The organism is Bartonella sp. B10 (assembly GCF_053794435.1).
On record NZ_CP200030.1, the window covers coordinates 974,559 to 991,230 of the forward strand.

At 39.1% G+C, this 16,672-nt stretch carries 14 protein-coding genes and 1 pseudogene; 10 read left to right on the plus strand and 5 right to left on the minus strand.

The genetic code is table 11. The features are described from left to right. Positions 1-140 precede the first annotated feature (140 nt). Positions 141-485, minus strand: a complete 345-nt coding sequence (gene fdxA, locus V3565_RS04075; protein ID WP_455477939.1) for a ferredoxin FdxA — start codon at positions 483-485, stop codon at positions 141-143. Further along, entirely contained in the window at positions 473-2,080 is a 1,608-nt protein-coding gene (locus V3565_RS04080) for a hypothetical protein (RefSeq protein WP_455477940.1), read from the minus strand. Before V3565_RS04080 ends, fdxA begins: the two co-directional genes overlap by 13 nt. 549 nt (positions 2,081-2,629) lie before the next feature. On the opposite strand from V3565_RS04080, the gene V3565_RS04085 reads away from it, so the two are divergent. The 4 genes from V3565_RS04085 to V3565_RS04100 all read left to right on the plus strand — a co-directional run bounded on the left by V3565_RS04085 (position 2,630) and on the right by V3565_RS04100 (position 7,403). Further along, a complete protein-coding gene (locus tag V3565_RS04085; RefSeq protein ID WP_455477941.1) occupies positions 2,630-3,541 on the plus strand; it encodes an RNA polymerase factor sigma-32 in 912 nt (303 codons plus the stop codon). Positions 3,542-4,453: 912 nt separating this feature from the next. Next, the gene (locus tag V3565_RS04090; RefSeq protein WP_455477942.1) at positions 4,454-5,086 is read left to right on the plus strand and encodes a thiamine diphosphokinase; all 633 of its coding nucleotides are present in this window, start codon (positions 4,454-4,456) and stop codon (positions 5,084-5,086) included. A gap of 104 nt (positions 5,087-5,190) precedes the next feature. Next, complete coding sequence (locus V3565_RS04095; protein WP_455477943.1) at positions 5,191-5,577, plus strand: hypothetical protein; 387 nt, start codon at positions 5,191-5,193, stop codon at positions 5,575-5,577. Between the two features lie 8 nt (positions 5,578-5,585). Then, entirely contained in the window at positions 5,586-7,403 is a 1,818-nt protein-coding gene (locus V3565_RS04100) for an ABC-F family ATP-binding cassette domain-containing protein (RefSeq protein WP_455477944.1), read from the plus strand. A 2-nt stretch (positions 7,404-7,405) separates the two neighbouring features. Here V3565_RS04100 and V3565_RS04105 read toward each other — a convergent pair whose 3' ends face one another. Further along, positions 7,406-7,663 (minus strand): DUF2312 domain-containing protein, encoded by a 258-nt coding sequence (locus V3565_RS04105; RefSeq protein ID WP_455477945.1) that lies wholly within the window; start codon positions 7,661-7,663, stop codon positions 7,406-7,408. A 233-nt stretch (positions 7,664-7,896) separates the two neighbouring features. On the opposite strand from V3565_RS04105, the gene V3565_RS04110 reads away from it, so the two are divergent. Together V3565_RS04110 and pyk are read left to right on the plus strand one after the other, a co-directional pair. After that, on the plus strand, positions 7,897-8,430 hold the full coding sequence (locus tag V3565_RS04110) for a DUF1036 domain-containing protein (RefSeq protein ID WP_455477946.1): 534 nt from the start codon (positions 7,897-7,899) through the stop codon (positions 8,428-8,430). Beyond that, complete coding sequence (pyk, locus tag V3565_RS04115) at positions 8,427-9,863, plus strand: pyruvate kinase (protein ID WP_455477947.1); 1,437 nt, start codon at positions 8,427-8,429, stop codon at positions 9,861-9,863. Before V3565_RS04110 ends, pyk begins: the two co-directional genes overlap by 4 nt. 135 nt (positions 9,864-9,998) lie before the next feature. Here pyk and V3565_RS04120 read toward each other — a convergent pair whose 3' ends face one another. Both V3565_RS04120 and V3565_RS04125 read right to left on the minus strand, forming a co-directional pair. Then, positions 9,999-10,376: a cell division protein ZapA gene (locus tag V3565_RS04120; protein WP_455477948.1), complete on the minus strand. Its 378-nt coding sequence runs from the start codon at positions 10,374-10,376 to the stop codon at positions 9,999-10,001. 12 nt (positions 10,377-10,388) lie between these two features. Further along, on the minus strand, positions 10,389-10,664 hold the full coding sequence (locus V3565_RS04125; RefSeq protein ID WP_455477949.1) for a DUF4164 domain-containing protein: 276 nt from the start codon (positions 10,662-10,664) through the stop codon (positions 10,389-10,391). A gap of 304 nt (positions 10,665-10,968) precedes the next feature. Between V3565_RS04125 and tkt the strand changes: the two are divergent. The 4 genes and pseudogenes from tkt (at position 10,969) to V3565_RS04145 (ending at position 16,536) form a co-directional block, all read left to right on the plus strand. Continuing rightward, positions 10,969-12,974 (plus strand): annotated as a pseudogene (gene tkt, locus V3565_RS04130) (transketolase). Next, positions 12,971-13,978 (plus strand): type I glyceraldehyde-3-phosphate dehydrogenase, encoded by a 1,008-nt coding sequence (gene gap / locus V3565_RS04135; protein WP_455477950.1) that lies wholly within the window; start codon positions 12,971-12,973, stop codon positions 13,976-13,978. Before tkt ends, gap begins: the two are co-directional and overlap by 4 nt. 244 nt (positions 13,979-14,222) lie before the next feature. After that, the gene (locus V3565_RS04140) at positions 14,223-15,416 is read left to right on the plus strand and encodes a phosphoglycerate kinase (RefSeq protein WP_455477951.1); all 1,194 of its coding nucleotides are present in this window, start codon (positions 14,223-14,225) and stop codon (positions 15,414-15,416) included. An 88-nt stretch (positions 15,417-15,504) separates the two neighbouring features. Continuing rightward, the gene (locus tag V3565_RS04145) at positions 15,505-16,536 is read left to right on the plus strand and encodes a class I fructose-bisphosphate aldolase (protein ID WP_455477952.1); all 1,032 of its coding nucleotides are present in this window, start codon (positions 15,505-15,507) and stop codon (positions 16,534-16,536) included. Positions 16,537-16,672: the final 136 nt, after the last annotated feature.

The window sequence follows — 16,672 nt, forward strand, 5'->3', positions numbered from 1 at the left end:
AAGAATACTTAGAAAGATATCTTTGTTAGGGGAACACTAACATCAAAAATCAAAAAAATCAATCATTTCACTTGTAATTTTTTGTATTCACATGGAATGATTTAAATTCCTTAATAATGGTAAGGAATGTTGCGTAGTTATTATTCACCACTTCCCGGATTTTCTGAAAAATACTTTTCTAATTTATCAGGAACACCATCCATTTCTTTTGCTTGGGGAAGAGGATCTTTTTTTGTTGTTAAATTAGGCCATTTAGTTGCATAATGCAGATTGAGCTCTAGCCATTTTTCTAGATCTGGTTCAGGCTCTGTATCGGATTTGATGGCCTCCGCTGGGCATTCTGGCACACAGACACCACAGTCGATACATTCATCGGGATGAATGACAAGCATATTTTCACCTTCATAAAAACAATCGACAGGGCAGACTTCAACACAATCGGTGTATTTGCAGTGAATACAGTTGTCGGTTACTACATGGGCCAAGATTGAACTCCGTTTTCGTCACAAAGTTCATAATTATTGCAAGGAAGTGTACGCGAGTCTTTGTCATTTGTCAGTTTATCGCGCAGTGCGGCTAATTTTGCAAAAGGCGAATCAGGATTGAGCTGTTTGTCTATTCGAGATACTTTATGATGCGAGTGTTTTGTATGGGTAGTTTTAGATTTACTAAAACGCTTATTATGTGTTGATGAATTTCTAAGGGTATTTTGATTGGTGCCATTCTCCGTTTTTGAAACTTCCTTATGCTTGTTTCGCCGTATTTGCCCAGACTTATTCCGATTTTTATGGGAGTAATGGTTATAACGCCAGAGTAAAACAATTTTGTCTCCTGCTATAATCTGTTTTTGTTTAAAAAGATTGCCAACAGGTTCAGCAGCGGGTAAGTGATTTATGTTACGGATCTGTTCTTCAGCACAAGAAGACAGCATTCTTTTTTCTTCCTGTTTTGTTTCTGATGTGTTTATTTTTTGCCATTGATCTCCAACACATTCTGCTTCAGGAATATTCTGTTCTATCGTACTCGCATGACACCCTACGTTATCTGTTGTATTTGCATGAGTGGAGATTTTGTCTTGAAGAAGGGTTTGCTCAATAACAGTGTTGCTACATGGGTATGATTGATAACCAAGTCCTTTAAGAATTTCCTCCATGTCAGTTCCATTGGCACCAAGGATAGACATCATTGCTGGAGTAACAAAAAAACTTTTACCATCATATGCCCCATCTGGTTTTGGTTCTATTCCTTGTTTCCAATGGAGTGCAGGACGAATCAGGTTAGCAAGACGCTCTAAAATATCAATTCGTACAGCACGCTGACCTAAAACTCGATAACCAGCTAACTGATAAAATTTGTGATTATAAGTAGGGTCAACAACCAAGGAAGTACGTCCGGCATCCAAAGCAGTAAAAATCTCATTTAAACCAGTTTTGTCATGATTCTCATTTTTAAGGTTCCACAATAGCATAATTGCTTTAACTGGAGTTGGCTTAAGTATTGCTGCAACATAGATATGAAAAGCACCAAAGCGAACACCTAGCCGCCGCAGCACTGACCGTGATTCTTGGTCAAGATTTTTGACGATTTCAGCTATTTCTCTACGGGGTAAAATTCCTAAAGAGTTAACGAGTCGTAGAGCAAGGTCTGTTGTTGAATTCGTTAAAGTATCAGCATTGCGTAAATCAAATAGTGGTTTTAAAGCTGTTTCAAAATGAAAGATTACAAAACGCTCTAATCGTTGTACTACTTGATCGCGGGCTTCTCCCGTTAATTGCGCATCTGCTAGAAGAATGGGTTTTGGGTTTAAAAAATTTTCTGTTGCGATAAGTTTTCCTACTGGTTGGCCAATCCAGCGCACAGTTCCATCAGAACTGAGTGTAAAGTCTCCATTGGCTGAAGAACAAAAACGTGTTGCACGTTTAGTGAATGCCATGATTAAATTTTCGTTATTTTCTAAGTTTTGCGTATCAGATATCTGGTCGGCACTGCTTTTGTTGCTGTAAAAACGAAAACCTTCAAACCTACCACTTCCATAGTTTTCAATAAAAATATCATTCTGTTGCACAATCTTGTTATCCATGATCGCTTTCTTTCTCAGTGCCGTATGTAGAAAAGTTATTCTCAACTATTCCATAATTATGCCACTCTTTTAGCATGTTTGCTTGCATTGCTTCAATCACCTTATTGTTTTTTGGTGCTTCTTTTTATTTTATTGTTTAGGTTTTGAGCCGTTCCCTAAGATATATATAACACCTATTGGTTGTATTAGAAAGCTGAAAGCATAAAATAAATTATTCACTTATAGATATTAAGTAAGTCGACGATCAAACAAGACAGAGACTGTTTTGTTAAGGATTTTTTGTTTTTCACTGTTTATGTCGTGAAGATGTAAAGAGCAGTTTTTCTAGATATTTCTTAGGTTTAGAGGCGTATCACATCACTATTTTATTAATAAATCTGTAGCTTAAGATAACAAGTTTTACGATTACAATAAAAAAACAATTGCGATTATAAAAATACACGTTAAAGTAGTATTTATGAATAAAACAACTTTTGCGTTCTTTTTGGAAGAAGAACGATGATGTCGTTGTCAAATCAATTTTGAAAATTTTAATCGCAAGGGGTGATTATGGGTAATCTTTCAAGTGCTGTTTATAAAAACAGTAGAAATTATGGCGATGTAGACAAGAGTTTGGGGCGCAATATGGTACGTTCTGCTATGCAAGCCCCTTATCTTGAACGGCAAAAAGAGTATGATTTGGCTCTGCGATGGAAAGATAAACACGATGACGCTGCTATGCATCAAATTGCAGCATCTCATATGCGTTTGGTGATTGCGATCGCCAATCGTTTTAAACGTTTTAAAATGCCACTAGGAGATCTGGTTCAAGAAGGTTATGTCGGGTTATTGGAAGCTGCAGCGCGTTTTGAGCCTGATAGGGAGGTGCGTTTTTCAACTTACGCAACATGGTGGATACGTGCTTCTATTCAAGATTATATTTTGCGAAATTGGTCAATTGTTCGAGGAGGAACAAGTTCTTCGCAAAAAGCGCTTTTCTTTAATCTTCGGCGTTTACGGGCAAAATTGGTGCAAGATGATAGGGCTCTTACAAAACAAGATATCTTTCGTACAATTGCAGAAAAACTTGGCGTTTCAGTTCGCGATGTTGAAACGATGGATTTCCGTTTTTCTAGTTCTGATAATTCATTAAGCGTTTCCGTTTCTGAGAATGGCGATAATGCTACTGCTAAAATGGATGTGCTCGTTGATGATAATCCTCTGCCTGATGCTTTAATTGAACAAACGATTGATGGTCAGCGGCGGACACAATGGCTTTATGATGCACTACAAATTCTCAATGAGCGCGAACTTGAAATTATTCGCTTCCGTCGCTTAAATGAAGAAGGAGCTACTTTAGAAGTTTTGGGTGAAAAGCTAGGAATTTCAAAAGAGAGGGTGCGTCAAATTGAAGCGCGAGCTTTGCAAAAGTTACGCTCTGCTTTGCTTACTGCTAATCCAGCAGAAGCTTATGATGTGTAAGAGCTTTAAGATAAGAGTTTTAAGATAAGAGCTTTAAGATTTGAGCAGTTTATGTATTAATTCCTAGAATTATACTTGATAGTTTTCTGTGTTGTTGGTAGGTCAAATGGGAGTTGTTTCTGGTAATGGAGCGGGATAGCACTGGTGTTGTGGTTGCTCTAAACTAGTGTCTGATAATTGTGCTTGATAGGATATTCTCAACATGCAACTTAGAATTTATACACATTTACTGCTCAAATATTATAGCAAATTTATAGAATCATTGCTTAGTGATTTTGCTTTTTTTAAGTAAAAAATATTGCCATGGCATGTAATTGTATGAGCTAAGTTTATATAAATTGCTCATGTGATTATTGGTGCGCGATTGAAATTTTGTTTCAACATTATAGGCATATGAATATAACTGTTCAGTTAAGTGAATCCATTGATATTCTTTGATTTGAAAATTATTGCATGAGTCAATAGATGTTCGTGATATGCAATCTTTGCTAAGCTTTGTTCAAGTTTTTAGCAATTATATGGGTCATGATATGTGATATTGTGTAGTTTTCATGTGGTCTAAACGTCACTATTGATGATATATTTAATCTTTTTCAGAAAATCCAAAGCAAAAAGCATATTTATTTAGATTATTATCTCCAATTATATGGATAAACTTGTTTATTAACAACTAGTTAAACTATATTAATTGCTTATAATGTGTTGATTTGTGGAGAAATGTGTGTGATAAATTAATTGTGTGCTGAATGTAGTTTTTGATAAATTATACATATATCTTGGTGTGTATTTTATAATTAAGAATCTTTTGGAAAATAATCTTCTTAGTTGTGATCCGATTACTTATTGTGTCATGTTTTTTGTTTGTGACAAAGATATTCTTACAGAGAAGTATTATGAAAGGCACAATATGTTATGACAGCATTTACAATATTATTAAATGGGGATGTTAGTATAACGGATCGTTTGCGTCGCCAAATTTACAATAGTCGGGTGATTGCTGCAGACAGTGGAATACGTCATGCTGAGGCATTGAGTGTTGTTCCAGAGTTGTGGTTGGGTGATTTTGATTCATCTGATCAGGATTTAATGCACAAATATAACGATATTCCCCGTGAAGTATTTCCTTCTGATAAAGATAAGACTGATGGCGCATTGGCGTGTGAGAAGGCTTTGCAAAACGGCGCTAAACAGCTTATTTTGTGCGGTGCTTTTGGAAACGAGAGAAGCGACCATAGCTTTTCTCATATGACTCAAGCATTGGCGATGGCCGAAAAAGGTATTTCAGTGTTGTTAACAAGTGGTCGCGAAGAGGGGTGGCCAATTTTGCCAAGGATTTTTTCGTGTGATTTACCTGATGATTGTCTTTTTAGTATCATAGGTTTTTCCGATTTGCAGGGATTAACTTTATCAGGTGTAAAGTGGCCTCTTGATGGCGAAAATGTCCCTTTTGGGTCTTCTTTGACACTTTCTAACCGTATTTGTGGAACTTTTTCTTGCTCTTTAGGTTTTGGCAAAGCTATGTTGTTGGCAGCTATACCTTTATAAAGCTTTTCTAGTTTATTTGAACAAAGTAGAAGAGGGAAATGGTGATCAGAGCTGGCATAAACAATGTACCTTGTATTTTTGTCTTTGAAAGGAAAGGTTTTTATATGTTGCAATCAATTTTAAGAGTGGCAGTTGTCTCAGCCATCGGTATAAGTACAGTAGCTTGCTCTGTTAGTGAACAAAGAGTTGCAGGTTATGGTGTTGGGGGAGCTGCATTAGGCGCTTTGGCTGGAACAGCACTTGTTGGAGGAGCCGCTCAGGCAGCTCTTGCTGGTGCAACAATTGGTGCTATCGCAGGTACAGTAACGGGTGTTGCTGCAAACCAGAAAGAACAGAATAAAGTTATGATTCAACAGCCATCACTGTGTACATATCGTGGTCATGGAGGTAAGATTTATAAAGCGCCTTGCCCTCAAAATAACCAGATGCCGCAATTGTGTACTTACCGTGATGTAAGAGGTGCACTGTATCAGGCACCTTGTCGTAAATAATCAAGTCGATGGTGGTTCCTCTCCTACGACTTGATCGTATTTTCCTAACTTTTGGAACAACTCCCTTGCTCAACCAAGCTTGTTTATCGGTAGAGCAAGGGGCGCGTATTGCGCTGGTTGGTCGTAATGGGTGCGGAAAATCGACACTGTTAAAAATCGCTGCTGGGATAATAGAACCGAGCGAAGGGGAGGTTTTTCGTCATCCTCGGGTGACAATTCGTTATGTATCACAAAGTTATGATTATTCGAATACTGAAGATGTTGATACTTTTGTGAGAGCTGGTTTAGGCGATATACCAGATATACAATGGGTTAACACACTTCTGACAGATCTTGGTTTTTCAGGTGCCGAGAAGTTGGCATCACTTTCTGGTGGTGAAAAACGGCGTGTTTCATTATTGCAGGCAATTGCTGCAAAGCCAGATATTCTTCTGTTGGATGAACCAACCAATCATCTTGATTTATTGACTATTGAATGGCTTGAGGGTGTTTTGTGTTCTTTGCGTTCAGCAATTGTAGTCATTTCACATGATCGGCGTTTTTTAGAAAATGTTACACGTTCAACGGTGTGGCTTGATCGTGGTACGACAAAAAGATTGGAAAAGAGTTTCTCTGAGTTTGAAAATTGGCGTGACAAGGTGCTCGAAGAAGAAATAAGGGAGCAGCATAAATTAGGGAGACAGATTGCACGTGAAGAACAGTGGTTGCGCTATGGAGTAACAGGACGTCGTAAGCGTAATGTGCGGCGTTTGGGTGAATTAAAAGAATTGCGACAGCTTCATAGAACTTATCAAGGGCCATCTGGAGGTGTGCTTTTAGCAGCTGCTAAAAGTCATGATTCTGGTCAATTGGTACTTGAAGCTAAGCGGATTTCTAAATCTTATGGTGATCGCGTTGTCGTAAAAGATTTATCTTTGCGTATTCAGCGTGGCGATAGGATTGGTTTAGTTGGCCCTAACGGTATAGGAAAAACAACGTTGCTTTCCGTTTTGATCGGACAAGAAGCAGTTGATAGTGGGACAGTTAAGCATGGATATAATTTATCTTTAGCGCTTCTCGATCAGCAACGGACTTTGAATGAAGAAGAAACTCTAGCACAATATTTAACAGGTGGTAGGGGTGATAGTCTCTTGATCAATGGGCAAGAGCGGCATGTTGTTTCTTACATGAAAGACTTTTTGTTTTTGCCTGAACAAGCACGCACACCACTCAAAGAATTGTCAGGTGGAGAAAGAGCGCGTTTAATGCTGGCTCGGCTTTTTTCACAGCCTGCAAATTTTTTGGTTTTAGATGAGCCAACTAATGATTTGGATATGGAAACATTAGATTTATTGCAAGAATTTATTGCTGATTTTGTTGGGACGGTATTGTTGGTAAGCCATGACAGGGATTTCTTAGATCGGACCATGACCCATATTTTGGCGCCTCATGGTGATGGCCAATGGATTTTGTATGCTGGTGGCTATAGTGATATGATGGCACAAGGCAAGAAAGAGGCATTGTTACGTCGTAAAGATCCATCACATATTCATGCACGAGAGAATATAAGACACATTTCACCACAAGAAAGAATAAAATCGCGCAAATTGTCTTACAAACAAGTTTATGCACTAGAAAAGTTGCCTGAACAAATTACTGTTTTGCAAAACGAAATAAAACAGATTGAACAAGAACTCTCTGATCCGACACTGTATCACTGTGATAAAGCTCGTTTTGAGTGTTTATCGATAGCGCTAGAAAGGAAGAAAAATTCCTGTACGCAAAAAGAAGAAGAATGGTTAGAACTTGAACTTTTACGTGAAGAAATAGAAAAGCAAAAGAATTAATCTTAATCCATACCGAGTGCATTCTTATACAGTTGGATAATTGCTTCTTCTTCCATCCTCTCATGGTCTTCTTTTTTGCGTAATCGTATAATGCTCCGTACAGCTTTGCTATCAAAACCAGATCCTTTAAGTTCAGCATAAACCTCTTTAATATCATCAGAAATTGTTTTTTTCTCTTCTTCCAATCGTTCAATGCGTTCGATAAAAGAACGCAGTTGGTTTGCGGATATGGCGTGTGTTTGATCAGTCACTGTGTCCATTGTCTTTTTCTCCGGATTATGTATTTTGAAGCTATTTTTTTGACGATAAATTTGTTTTTGGATACTTGATAAACGGGCAATGAATCAAGATGTATGCTTTTTACAAATTGATCTTAAATATTTTGTAAAAATTTAGGATATGCACATTGACAAAAAAGACAGACAGAAGAAGAAATAGATTGAAGATATGTCTTCAAATATTGAAAATTTCTTAAAAAAATATAAGAAGAGATATGTCTTGTTTTAAGATTTTACGTTATAAAGGTGGCTGTGTGGTTATCAAAGAACAGGAATGGATATTTCAAAGAGCGTTTAGAATTTTCTTTTTTGTTGTTCTTCTCTTGTTTTTGTTTGTTAATTTTGCAAAAGCTGATTTCCGAGTTTGTAATACGACGCAGAATCCTGTTGGTGTTGCCCTTGGCTATCGTACGCTTTCTGGCTGGGTGAGTGAGGGTTGGTGGGTCGTTCCAATCACGGGATGTAAAACTTTAATAGAGGGGCCTCTTTCTTCACGGTTTTATTATTTTTATGCTGAAAGCGCACAGAAAAAGGGTGGTTGGCCAGGTTCTGTAGCTATGTGTGTGCAAGACAGTCAGTTTACTATTCAAGGAGTTCATGATTGCTTTGCTAGGGGATTTCAAAAAGTTGGGTTTAAAGAAATTGATACAGGCAATCAAATAAGTTGGATGGTGCAGTTGACTGATATGGATTTGTTTAGTGATTCGGTTTTACCATCTTCTGCTTTTACAGGAATTTCTTCGCCGTGAAACGTGCACGTAAAGTAAAAATTATTGCTACTCTTGGTCCTTCTTCTTTTTCAGTTTCGATGATTGAAAAGCTTTTTATGGCAGGAGCAGATGTTTTTCGTATAAATATGAGCCATACTGATAGTGAAATGATGTGCAGTTTGGTAAAGCGAATTCGGGAAGTCGAGCAGGTTGTCCGTCGGCCAATTGGTATTCTGGTAGATTTGCAGGGAAGAAAATTGCGAGTTGGCTGTTTTGCTAATGGTCAAGAAGAGCTTGTAATTGGGCAAAAATTTACATTGGATGATCGTGAGGTTCTCGGCGATGCACAGCGTGTTTTTTTTCCACATAAGGAAGTTATAGCAGCTGTCAGACCAGGTGATCGTTTGTTGATTAATGATGGAAAGTTAGAACTACGCGCTGAAGTGTGTGACGGTCATTCTCTTCAGTGTCGTGTAGTTGCTGGAACTCATATTTCTGATCGCAAAGGAGTTAGCTTTCCTGATACAGTTTTGCCTTTTGGCTCTATGGCTCCAAAGGATAAAGCTGATCTTCAGGTTATTTTAGAACAGCCAGTTGATTGGGTTGCGCTCTCTTTTATCCAGCATCCCGAAGATATTATTGCAGTGCGTCAGTTAACAAAGAGCAAAGTGTCTTTGATGGCTAAGATCGAAAAACCTCAAGCCTTGGAGCATATAGAAAAAATTATTGATATTTCTGATGGCATCATGATTGCTCGTGGAGACCTTGGGATAGAAATGCCGTTGGAAAAAGTTCCCGCTATTCAGATGGAGCTGATAAAAGCTTGCCGTTTGGCGGGAAAGCCTGTTGTTGTCGCTACGCAAATGCTTGAAACAATGATTACATCATCTGTGCCAACACGAGCAGAAGTTTCTGATGTAGCTACGGCAGTTTATGCTGGAACTGATGCTGTTATGTTGTCTGCTGAATCAGCATCTGGTCTTTATCCTGAAGAAGCAGTAGGTATGATGGATCGGATTGCTCGTCAAATTGAACAAGATCGTTCTTATGCAGTTATGATCAGCGCGCAACATCCTGTTCCGGAATCAACCGGTACGGATGCAATTTCCTTAGCGGCGCGCCAAATTGCTGAGACGCTTCAATTGTCTGCTATTGTTGCTTATACAGCTTCAGGCAAAACAGGGATACGTATCTCTCGTGAGCGTCCCAATAGGCCAATTATTGTACTATCACCAGTCGTAGAAACAGCGCGACGGTTAGCTTTAGTTTGGGGTCTTCATTGTTTAGTTACGGAAGATGCAAAGAATTTAGAGGATATGGTTGATCGTGCCGCTGCAATTTCTTTTCAAGAAGGTTTTTGTTGTGAAGGGGATAAGTTTATCGTTACAGCTGGATTTCCGTTTGGAACACCTGGTGCTACGAATTTGTTGCGGATTGCTGCTGTTTCGCAAGATGGGACAAAAAGTGTTTAATAGGTGTATATGCTATTCTTTTTTTTCCAAGAGAATATTTAAGCGCGTTTGTTGATTTCTGGTTTATATAATTTTTTTATATCCGCGTTTTGGTCAAATTATGCAATTGCCAATTCTTTAAGAATTGGATCATTTTTACGAACTTTTATTTTCTTGAAGATCAATATTATTTTGCTCATATTTGAGCAGTTGGTTGGTAAGATCCTTAATCCGCTCTGTTGTATCGCGTATAATTTTGTCCATGATGCGATTTTTTTCATTATGTTGTCGTAAGAGAATATTGTAATTTTCTTGTAATTTTTTATTTTCTCGCGTTATTTCTTCCATTTCATCGATAACCATTATTCCAGCCATAACAGATAAACGATGATCACCGATTTCACCAAAATTTGTCTTGAGATGTGTGATATACTGATCTAATTTAGCTGCAAGCTCAATCAGATGATCTTCTTGTCCTTTATCGCAAGCCATACGATAAACTTTACCATCAATTGTGACAGAAACGGTTTCCATATTTTCAAACCTTTATCTATCAATTACAACACGAATTGTTTCCATGACTTTAACCAATCGTTTAGAAACTTCTTTGTTAGCGATTTCTAGCCGTTCGATGTGTGCTTCGGCTTTGTCAAGCGCTTGTGCAAGTCGGCTGCGATCAGTATTCATTCGTTGAATTTCTTCTTCGCATTCGTTCGTTTTATCAATGACGGCACCACGATTTACAATAGTTATTTCTAGGGTTCTCAGTGCTTTTTCTAATTGCTCTAGGGCATGTGGTAGAACCGTAGTTTCTTGGTTCATGATGATTATATCCTTTGATTAATTGTATCCTTTATCAGTCTTTCATGCAAAAACGAATCATTTATTTTTTTTCTTGTACATATTCTATTTTTAAGTGTGTAGTATGTATTTATCAAGCAAAGTAGGGAATACATGTTAATTAAAAGCTGGATTTTTTAAAAGTGTTAGCATAAATGATACGTGCGTGAAGAATTTTTAGTGATCGAGAGGTATACACAGACAATTTAAACAAAATAATAGTGTTTCGCAGGAAATTTCAGGACAAAATAAAAAAACAACGAGTTTTAAAAGTGGTCTATCATTCATGACAAATACTGAACAACAGAATCAAATGGCGAATGCTATCCGTTTTCTTGCTATTGATGCAATTGAAAAAGCAAATTCTGGTCATCCTGGTTTGCCAATGGGAGCAGCTGATATTGCCACTGTTCTTTATACAAAATTTCTTGCCCATGATCCCAAAAACCCTTGTTGGCCTAACCGTGATCGCTTTGTATTGTCAGCTGGGCATGGCTCCATGCTGCTTTACGCTTTATTGTATCTGTCTGGTTATGAAGATATCTCTCTCGAAGATCTTAAAAATTTTCGCCAAGTAGGATCTAAGCTTGCAGGGCATCCAGAATATGGATTTGCTGGAGGTATTGAAACCACAACCGGACCACTCGGACAGGGACTGGCTAATGCTGTGGGAATGGCTCTTGGTGAGCGCTTGCAAAATGCACGTTTTGGTGATTTAATCAACCATTATACTTATGCTCTGATTGGTGATGGGTGCCTTATGGAAGGTATTTCTCAAGAAGCCATATCACTTGCCGGTCATTTGAAACTAAATAAGCTGATTGTGCTTTGGGATGATAATAATATTTCAATTGATGGAGCGATTTCCCTTGCTGATAGTACAGATCAAATAGCGCGTTTTAAAGCCTCTGGGTGGAATACCCTTAAAATTGATGGGCATAACCAAGCAGCTATTGCGCGCGCTATTGAAACTGCACAAGTCTCCGATAAACCAACTCTAATCGCCTGTAAAACAATTATTGGATTTGGAGCACCAAATAAAGCGGGGAGTGATAAAGCCCATGGTGCGCCGTTAGGGGCACAGGAAGTAGCTATAACTCGTCTTTCTTTGGGGTGGAATTCAGAGCCTTTCGTTGTCCCATCTGATATTCTTGATAATTGGCGCTTAGCAGGTCTTAATGCCGCTAAAAAACGACAAGAATGGGAAACGAAATTGGCAGATTTACCAGTGTCAGAGCAAGCGGAATTTAAGAGATTGATGCGGGGTGATCTCGTTGGGAAATTTGATGGCGTTCTCGATGCTTATAAACGGAAATTGGCTGAGGATTGTCCTTGCGTTGCTACGCGTAAAGCTTCTGAGATGGCTTTAGAAGTTATCAATGAGGTTGTGATAGAAACTATCGGTGGTTCTGCTGACTTAACCGGATCCAATAATACAAAAAGCAGTCAGATGAAGGCTATTTCTGCTGATGATTTTTCAGGCCGCTATTTGCACTATGGCATTCGTGAACATGCTATGGGGGCGGTTATGAATGGTCTTGCTCTTTATGGTGGCTTTATACCTTATGGAGGGACTTTTTTATGCTTTTCGGATTATATGCGCCCCGCAATGCGCCTGTCTTCTCTTATGGGCTTGCGGGTTATTTATGTCATGACCCATGATTCAATTGGTCTTGGTGAAGATGGGCCTACGCACCAGCCAGTGGAGCATTTGGCCGCATTGCGTGCACTTCCCAATCATTTTGTTTTTAGGCCTGCTGATGCTATGGAAACATTGGAATGTTGGCAATTGGCTTTAAAAGCACACAATACACCTTCTACTTTGGCTTTGAGCCGACAAAATTTACCGTTCTTGCGGCAAGATTATGCAGAAGAAAATTTATGTGCGTTAGGCGCTTATGAGCTTTTGACAGCCAGCGATGATGCCCAAGTGACACTGTTCGCTTCTGGATCAGAATTGCAAATTGCAGTGGAAGCACATGCTTTGTTAGAAAAAAATGATATTCCAACGCGGGTGATTTCTGTACCTTGTTTTGAATTATTTGCTCAACAATCTCTTTCGTATCAACGCGCTTTAATTGGAGATTCACCTGTTAAAATTGCCATTGAAGCCGCGGTTCGGCAAGGATGGGATCGTTTTATTGGTAGTGATGGTGTGTTTATTGGTATGGACGGATTTGGCGCAAGTGGGAAGGCTGAGGCGCTTTATGCGCATTTTGGTATCACATGTGAGAATGTGGTGGTTATTGTTGAAGAAAAGCTTAAAAAATCAATAAGGAAAATGTGACATGACTGTTCGCGTTGCAATTAATGGGTTTGGTCGTATTGGGCGCAATATCTTGCGTGCTATTGTTGAAAGTGGACGAAAAGATATTGAAGTTGTAGCAATTAATGATTTGGCTTCAGTAGAGGCAAATGCTCACTTGTTGCGTTATGATTCAGTTCATGGACGTTTTCCAAGTACAGTTAGTGTTATAGGTGATGCAATTGATGTTGGGTCTGGTCCGATAAAAGTGATCGCAGAGCGCGATCCAACACAATTGCCTTGGAAAGATTTAGGTATTGATGTTGCTTTAGAATGTACAGGCATCTTTACTGCGCGTGATAAAGCAAGTGCTCATTTAGATGCAGGTGCAAAACGTGTTCTCGTTTCTGCACCTTCAGAAGGTGCAGATCTCACTGTGGTATATGGAGTTAATCATCAGTCCTTGAATAAAGAGCATAGAGTTGTTTCAAATGCCTCTTGCACAACCAATTGCTTAGTGCCTATTGTACAAGTATTGCACAATACAGTTGGAATTGAAAATGGCTTTATGACAACAATCCATTCTTATACAGGAGATCAACCTGTTTTAGACACGATGCATCGTGATCTTTATCGTGCCCGTGCAGCTGCCCTTTCTATGATCCCTACATCAACAGGAGCAGCAAAAGCCGTGGGACTGGTTTTGCCAGAGTTAGAAGGATTGCTCGATGGTGTGTCGATTCGTGTTCCAACGCCTAATGTTTCCGTTGTTGATTTGACATTTACAGCTAAGCGTTCCACGACAGTTGAAGAAATTAATATGGCTATTTGTACCTCTGCACAAGGACAGCTTAAGGGCATTTTGGACTATACAGAAGAAAAGCTTGTAAGTTGTGATTTGAATCATAATTCACATTCAGCCATTTTCCACAATGATCAAACAAAAGTCATAGATGGTAAGCTTTGTCGTATTCTCGCTTGGTATGACAATGAGTGGGGTTTTTCAAACCGTATGAGCGATACAGCTGTGGCCTTTGCAAAAGCAGTGTAAGGTAAGAGATTGCTGGCTTTTTTTGCAACAAAAGGTAAAAATTTATGAGACAGGAAGCAGCAAAGGCATTATTCGTGAGCAAAAAAGGGGATATTGTTTGAAAAAGTAAGATTGGATAGAGGAAAGGTTTAGAAGACATAGGCTATAGGAGATCTCTTTCTTGGGCACATATAAAGCTTGGGCAAAGATAAAGTCGAGCAAGTAGGTTTGTTTGAAACAACAGTAAAGTGAAGAGAGAGAAGTGATGGGTTTTCGTACACTTGATGATGTTGATGTCTCTGGAAAACGTGTTTTTGTGCGGGTGGATTTTAATGTTCCAATGTCGCAAGGGAAGGTATACGATGATACACGTCTTAAAAGACATAAAGAAACACTTGCTGAACTGCAAAAACGTGGTGCTAAGATTATTCTTCTTTCTCACTGTGGTCGTCCTAACGGGCAGATAGAACCAGAGTTTTCATTGCGTCCCGTTGTTGAGGTTCTAGAAAAAGTAATGGATCAACCGATAGCTTTTGCCAATGATTGTATTGGTGCATCCGTACAGGCAGCTGTCGAAGTATTGCAAAGTGGTTCTATACTACTGCTTGAAAATGTGCGTTTTCATGCCGGTGAAGAAAAGAATGATTGTTCTTTTACCGAAGCTTTAGCCAAAAATGGGGATATATACATCAATGATGCTTTTTCAGTCTCTCATCGTGCGCATGCTTCAGTAGAGGGAATAACTCATTTATTGCCCTCTTATGCCGGACGTTCTCTCCAGCGCGAATTGCAGGCGTTAGAACAAGGGCTTGAAAATCCAACGCATCCAGTAGTCGCTATTATTGGAGGTGCAAAGGTTTCAAGTAAGCTTTTTGTGCTCAATCATTTGGTTGAAAAGGTTGATCATTTAGTGATTGGTGGTGGAATGGCCAACAGTTTTTTGGCCGCGCAGGGTATCCATGTTGGTAAGTCATTATGTGAATATACATTGATGGAAACGGTAAAAAAAATCACTCAAAAAGCACAAGAATGCCAATGTGAGATTTTGTTGCCTATAGATGCAGTGGTAGGTTTTCGTCTTGAAAAAGATGCGCCACATCGTCTTTATGATGTTGAAGATATTCCTGAAAATGGGATTATCCTCGATATTGGTATACGATCCATTGCTCATATTAATACAGTCATTGATAAGGCAGCTACCCTCGTGTGGAATGGCCCACTTGGTCTTTTTGAGATGTCCCCCTTTGATCATGGAACAATTGTAGTTGCGCGCCATGCAGCAGAACGCAGCCAGAAGGGACAATTGATTTCAATAGCTGGAGGAGGAGATACAGTTTTTGCACTTAATCACGCGGGTGTTTCTAGTGATTTTACCTATCTTTCAACAGCAGGAGGAGCTTTTTTGGAATGGATGGAAGGTAAGGTGCTTCCTGGTATTCTTGCTCTCATGCAGGATTAAAGGGTGAAGTGGATCGTATCTTTGTCAAGTAATGTGGCTGGGATTATTGCTCATTTTTAAAAATTAAGACAGGAAAGAGGAATTTTTTATGAATAAACATCTTGAAGATACCGCATCTGCTTTGGTTTGTACAGGTAAAGGTATTTTAGCAGCAGATGAAAGTACCGCTACGATTGGAAAGCGTTTTGAGAGCATTGGCATTGAGTCTAATGAAAATAACCGCCGTGCTTATCGTGAGATGCTATTTACAGCAAAAGAAGCTATGGAAAGTGCTATTTCTGGTGTTATCTTATTTGATGAAACTCTTCGTCAGAAAGCATCCACTGGACAAATGTTGGTTGATCTGATTCGCGATTCTGGTGCGTTGCCTGGTATTAAAGTCGATACTGGTGCTAAACCATTAGCAGCTTTCCCGCAAGAAATGATTACAGAAGGATTAGATGGTCTTCGTGATCGTTTAAAGGATTATTATGATTTGGGGGCGCGTTTTGCGAAATGGCGTGCGGTAATTGCAATTGATACACATACTCTTCCAACAAAAGGAGCTATAAGCCAAAATGCACAAGCATTAGCTCGTTATGCATCTTTGTGTCAGGAAGTCGGTATTGTACCAATTGTTGAACCAGAAGTGCTGATGGATGGACAATCACGCCAGCATTCAATTACACGTTGTTTTGAGGTTACAAAAGCTGTTTTACAAACTGTGTTTAAAGAATTGTTTGAGGCACGCGTTCTTTTCGAAGGCATGATTTTAAAGCCAAATATGGTGGTTGATGGAAAAGATGCACGGACTGCTTCTGTTGAAGAAGTCGCTGAAAAAACAGTCCGTGTTCTTAAACAAACTGTTCCTGCAGCTGTTCCAGGAATAGCCTTCCTTTCTGGAGGACAGTCTGATGAAGAAGCAACAGCTCATTTATCAGCTATGAATGCTTTTGGATCACTGCCTTGGAAATTGACTTTTTCTTATGGGCGGGCGTTGCAAGCAGCTGCATTAAAAGCTTGGGGAGGAAAACAGGAAAATATTGCCGTTGCACAAAAGGCTTTTTGTCATCGCGCACGAATGAATCATCTTGCTGCTTTGGGACAGTGGACAAAAGAACAGGAAAAATCTTGTATTTGAATAACGCCAAGATTTGTACCAGACCAAATATAAATTTTGCATATTCTACATGATTTGTAAGATTTTCATGGTGATGAGATGAGGGTAGTGCCTTTGGTTGAAAACTGCTCTCAAAGCATTGCAAATGAATCAATTA

Bases quoted from the DNA above. Each gene is read 5' to 3' on its own strand.
- V3565_RS04095 (WP_455477943.1), top strand. From the start codon at position 5,191: ATGTTGCAATCAATTTTAAGAGTGGCAGTTGTCTCAGCCATCGGTATA.
- V3565_RS04085 (WP_455477941.1), top strand. From the start codon at position 2,630: ATGGGTAATCTTTCAAGTGCTGTTTATAAAAACAGTAGAAATTATGGC.
- V3565_RS04140 (WP_455477951.1), top strand. From the start codon at position 14,223: ATGGGTTTTCGTACACTTGATGATGTTGATGTCTCTGGAAAACGTGTT.
- V3565_RS04145 (WP_455477952.1), top strand. From the start codon at position 15,505: ATGAATAAACATCTTGAAGATACCGCATCTGCTTTGGTTTGTACAGGT.
- V3565_RS04080 (WP_455477940.1), bottom strand. From the start codon at position 2,080: ATGGATAACAAGATTGTGCAACAGAATGATATTTTTATTGAAAACTAT.
- V3565_RS04125 (WP_455477949.1), bottom strand. From the start codon at position 10,664: ATGAACCAAGAAACTACGGTTCTACCACATGCCCTAGAGCAATTAGAA.
- V3565_RS04100 (WP_455477944.1), top strand. From the start codon at position 5,586: ATGGTGGTTCCTCTCCTACGACTTGATCGTATTTTCCTAACTTTTGGA.
- V3565_RS04090 (WP_455477942.1), top strand. From the start codon at position 4,454: ATGACAGCATTTACAATATTATTAAATGGGGATGTTAGTATAACGGAT.
- V3565_RS04110 (WP_455477946.1), top strand. From the start codon at position 7,897: ATGTCTTGTTTTAAGATTTTACGTTATAAAGGTGGCTGTGTGGTTATC.
- V3565_RS04120 (WP_455477948.1), bottom strand. From the start codon at position 10,376: ATGGAAACCGTTTCTGTCACAATTGATGGTAAAGTTTATCGTATGGCT.
- V3565_RS04105 (WP_455477945.1), bottom strand. From the start codon at position 7,663: ATGGACACAGTGACTGATCAAACACACGCCATATCCGCAAACCAACTG.
- gap (WP_455477950.1), top strand. From the start codon at position 12,971: ATGACTGTTCGCGTTGCAATTAATGGGTTTGGTCGTATTGGGCGCAAT.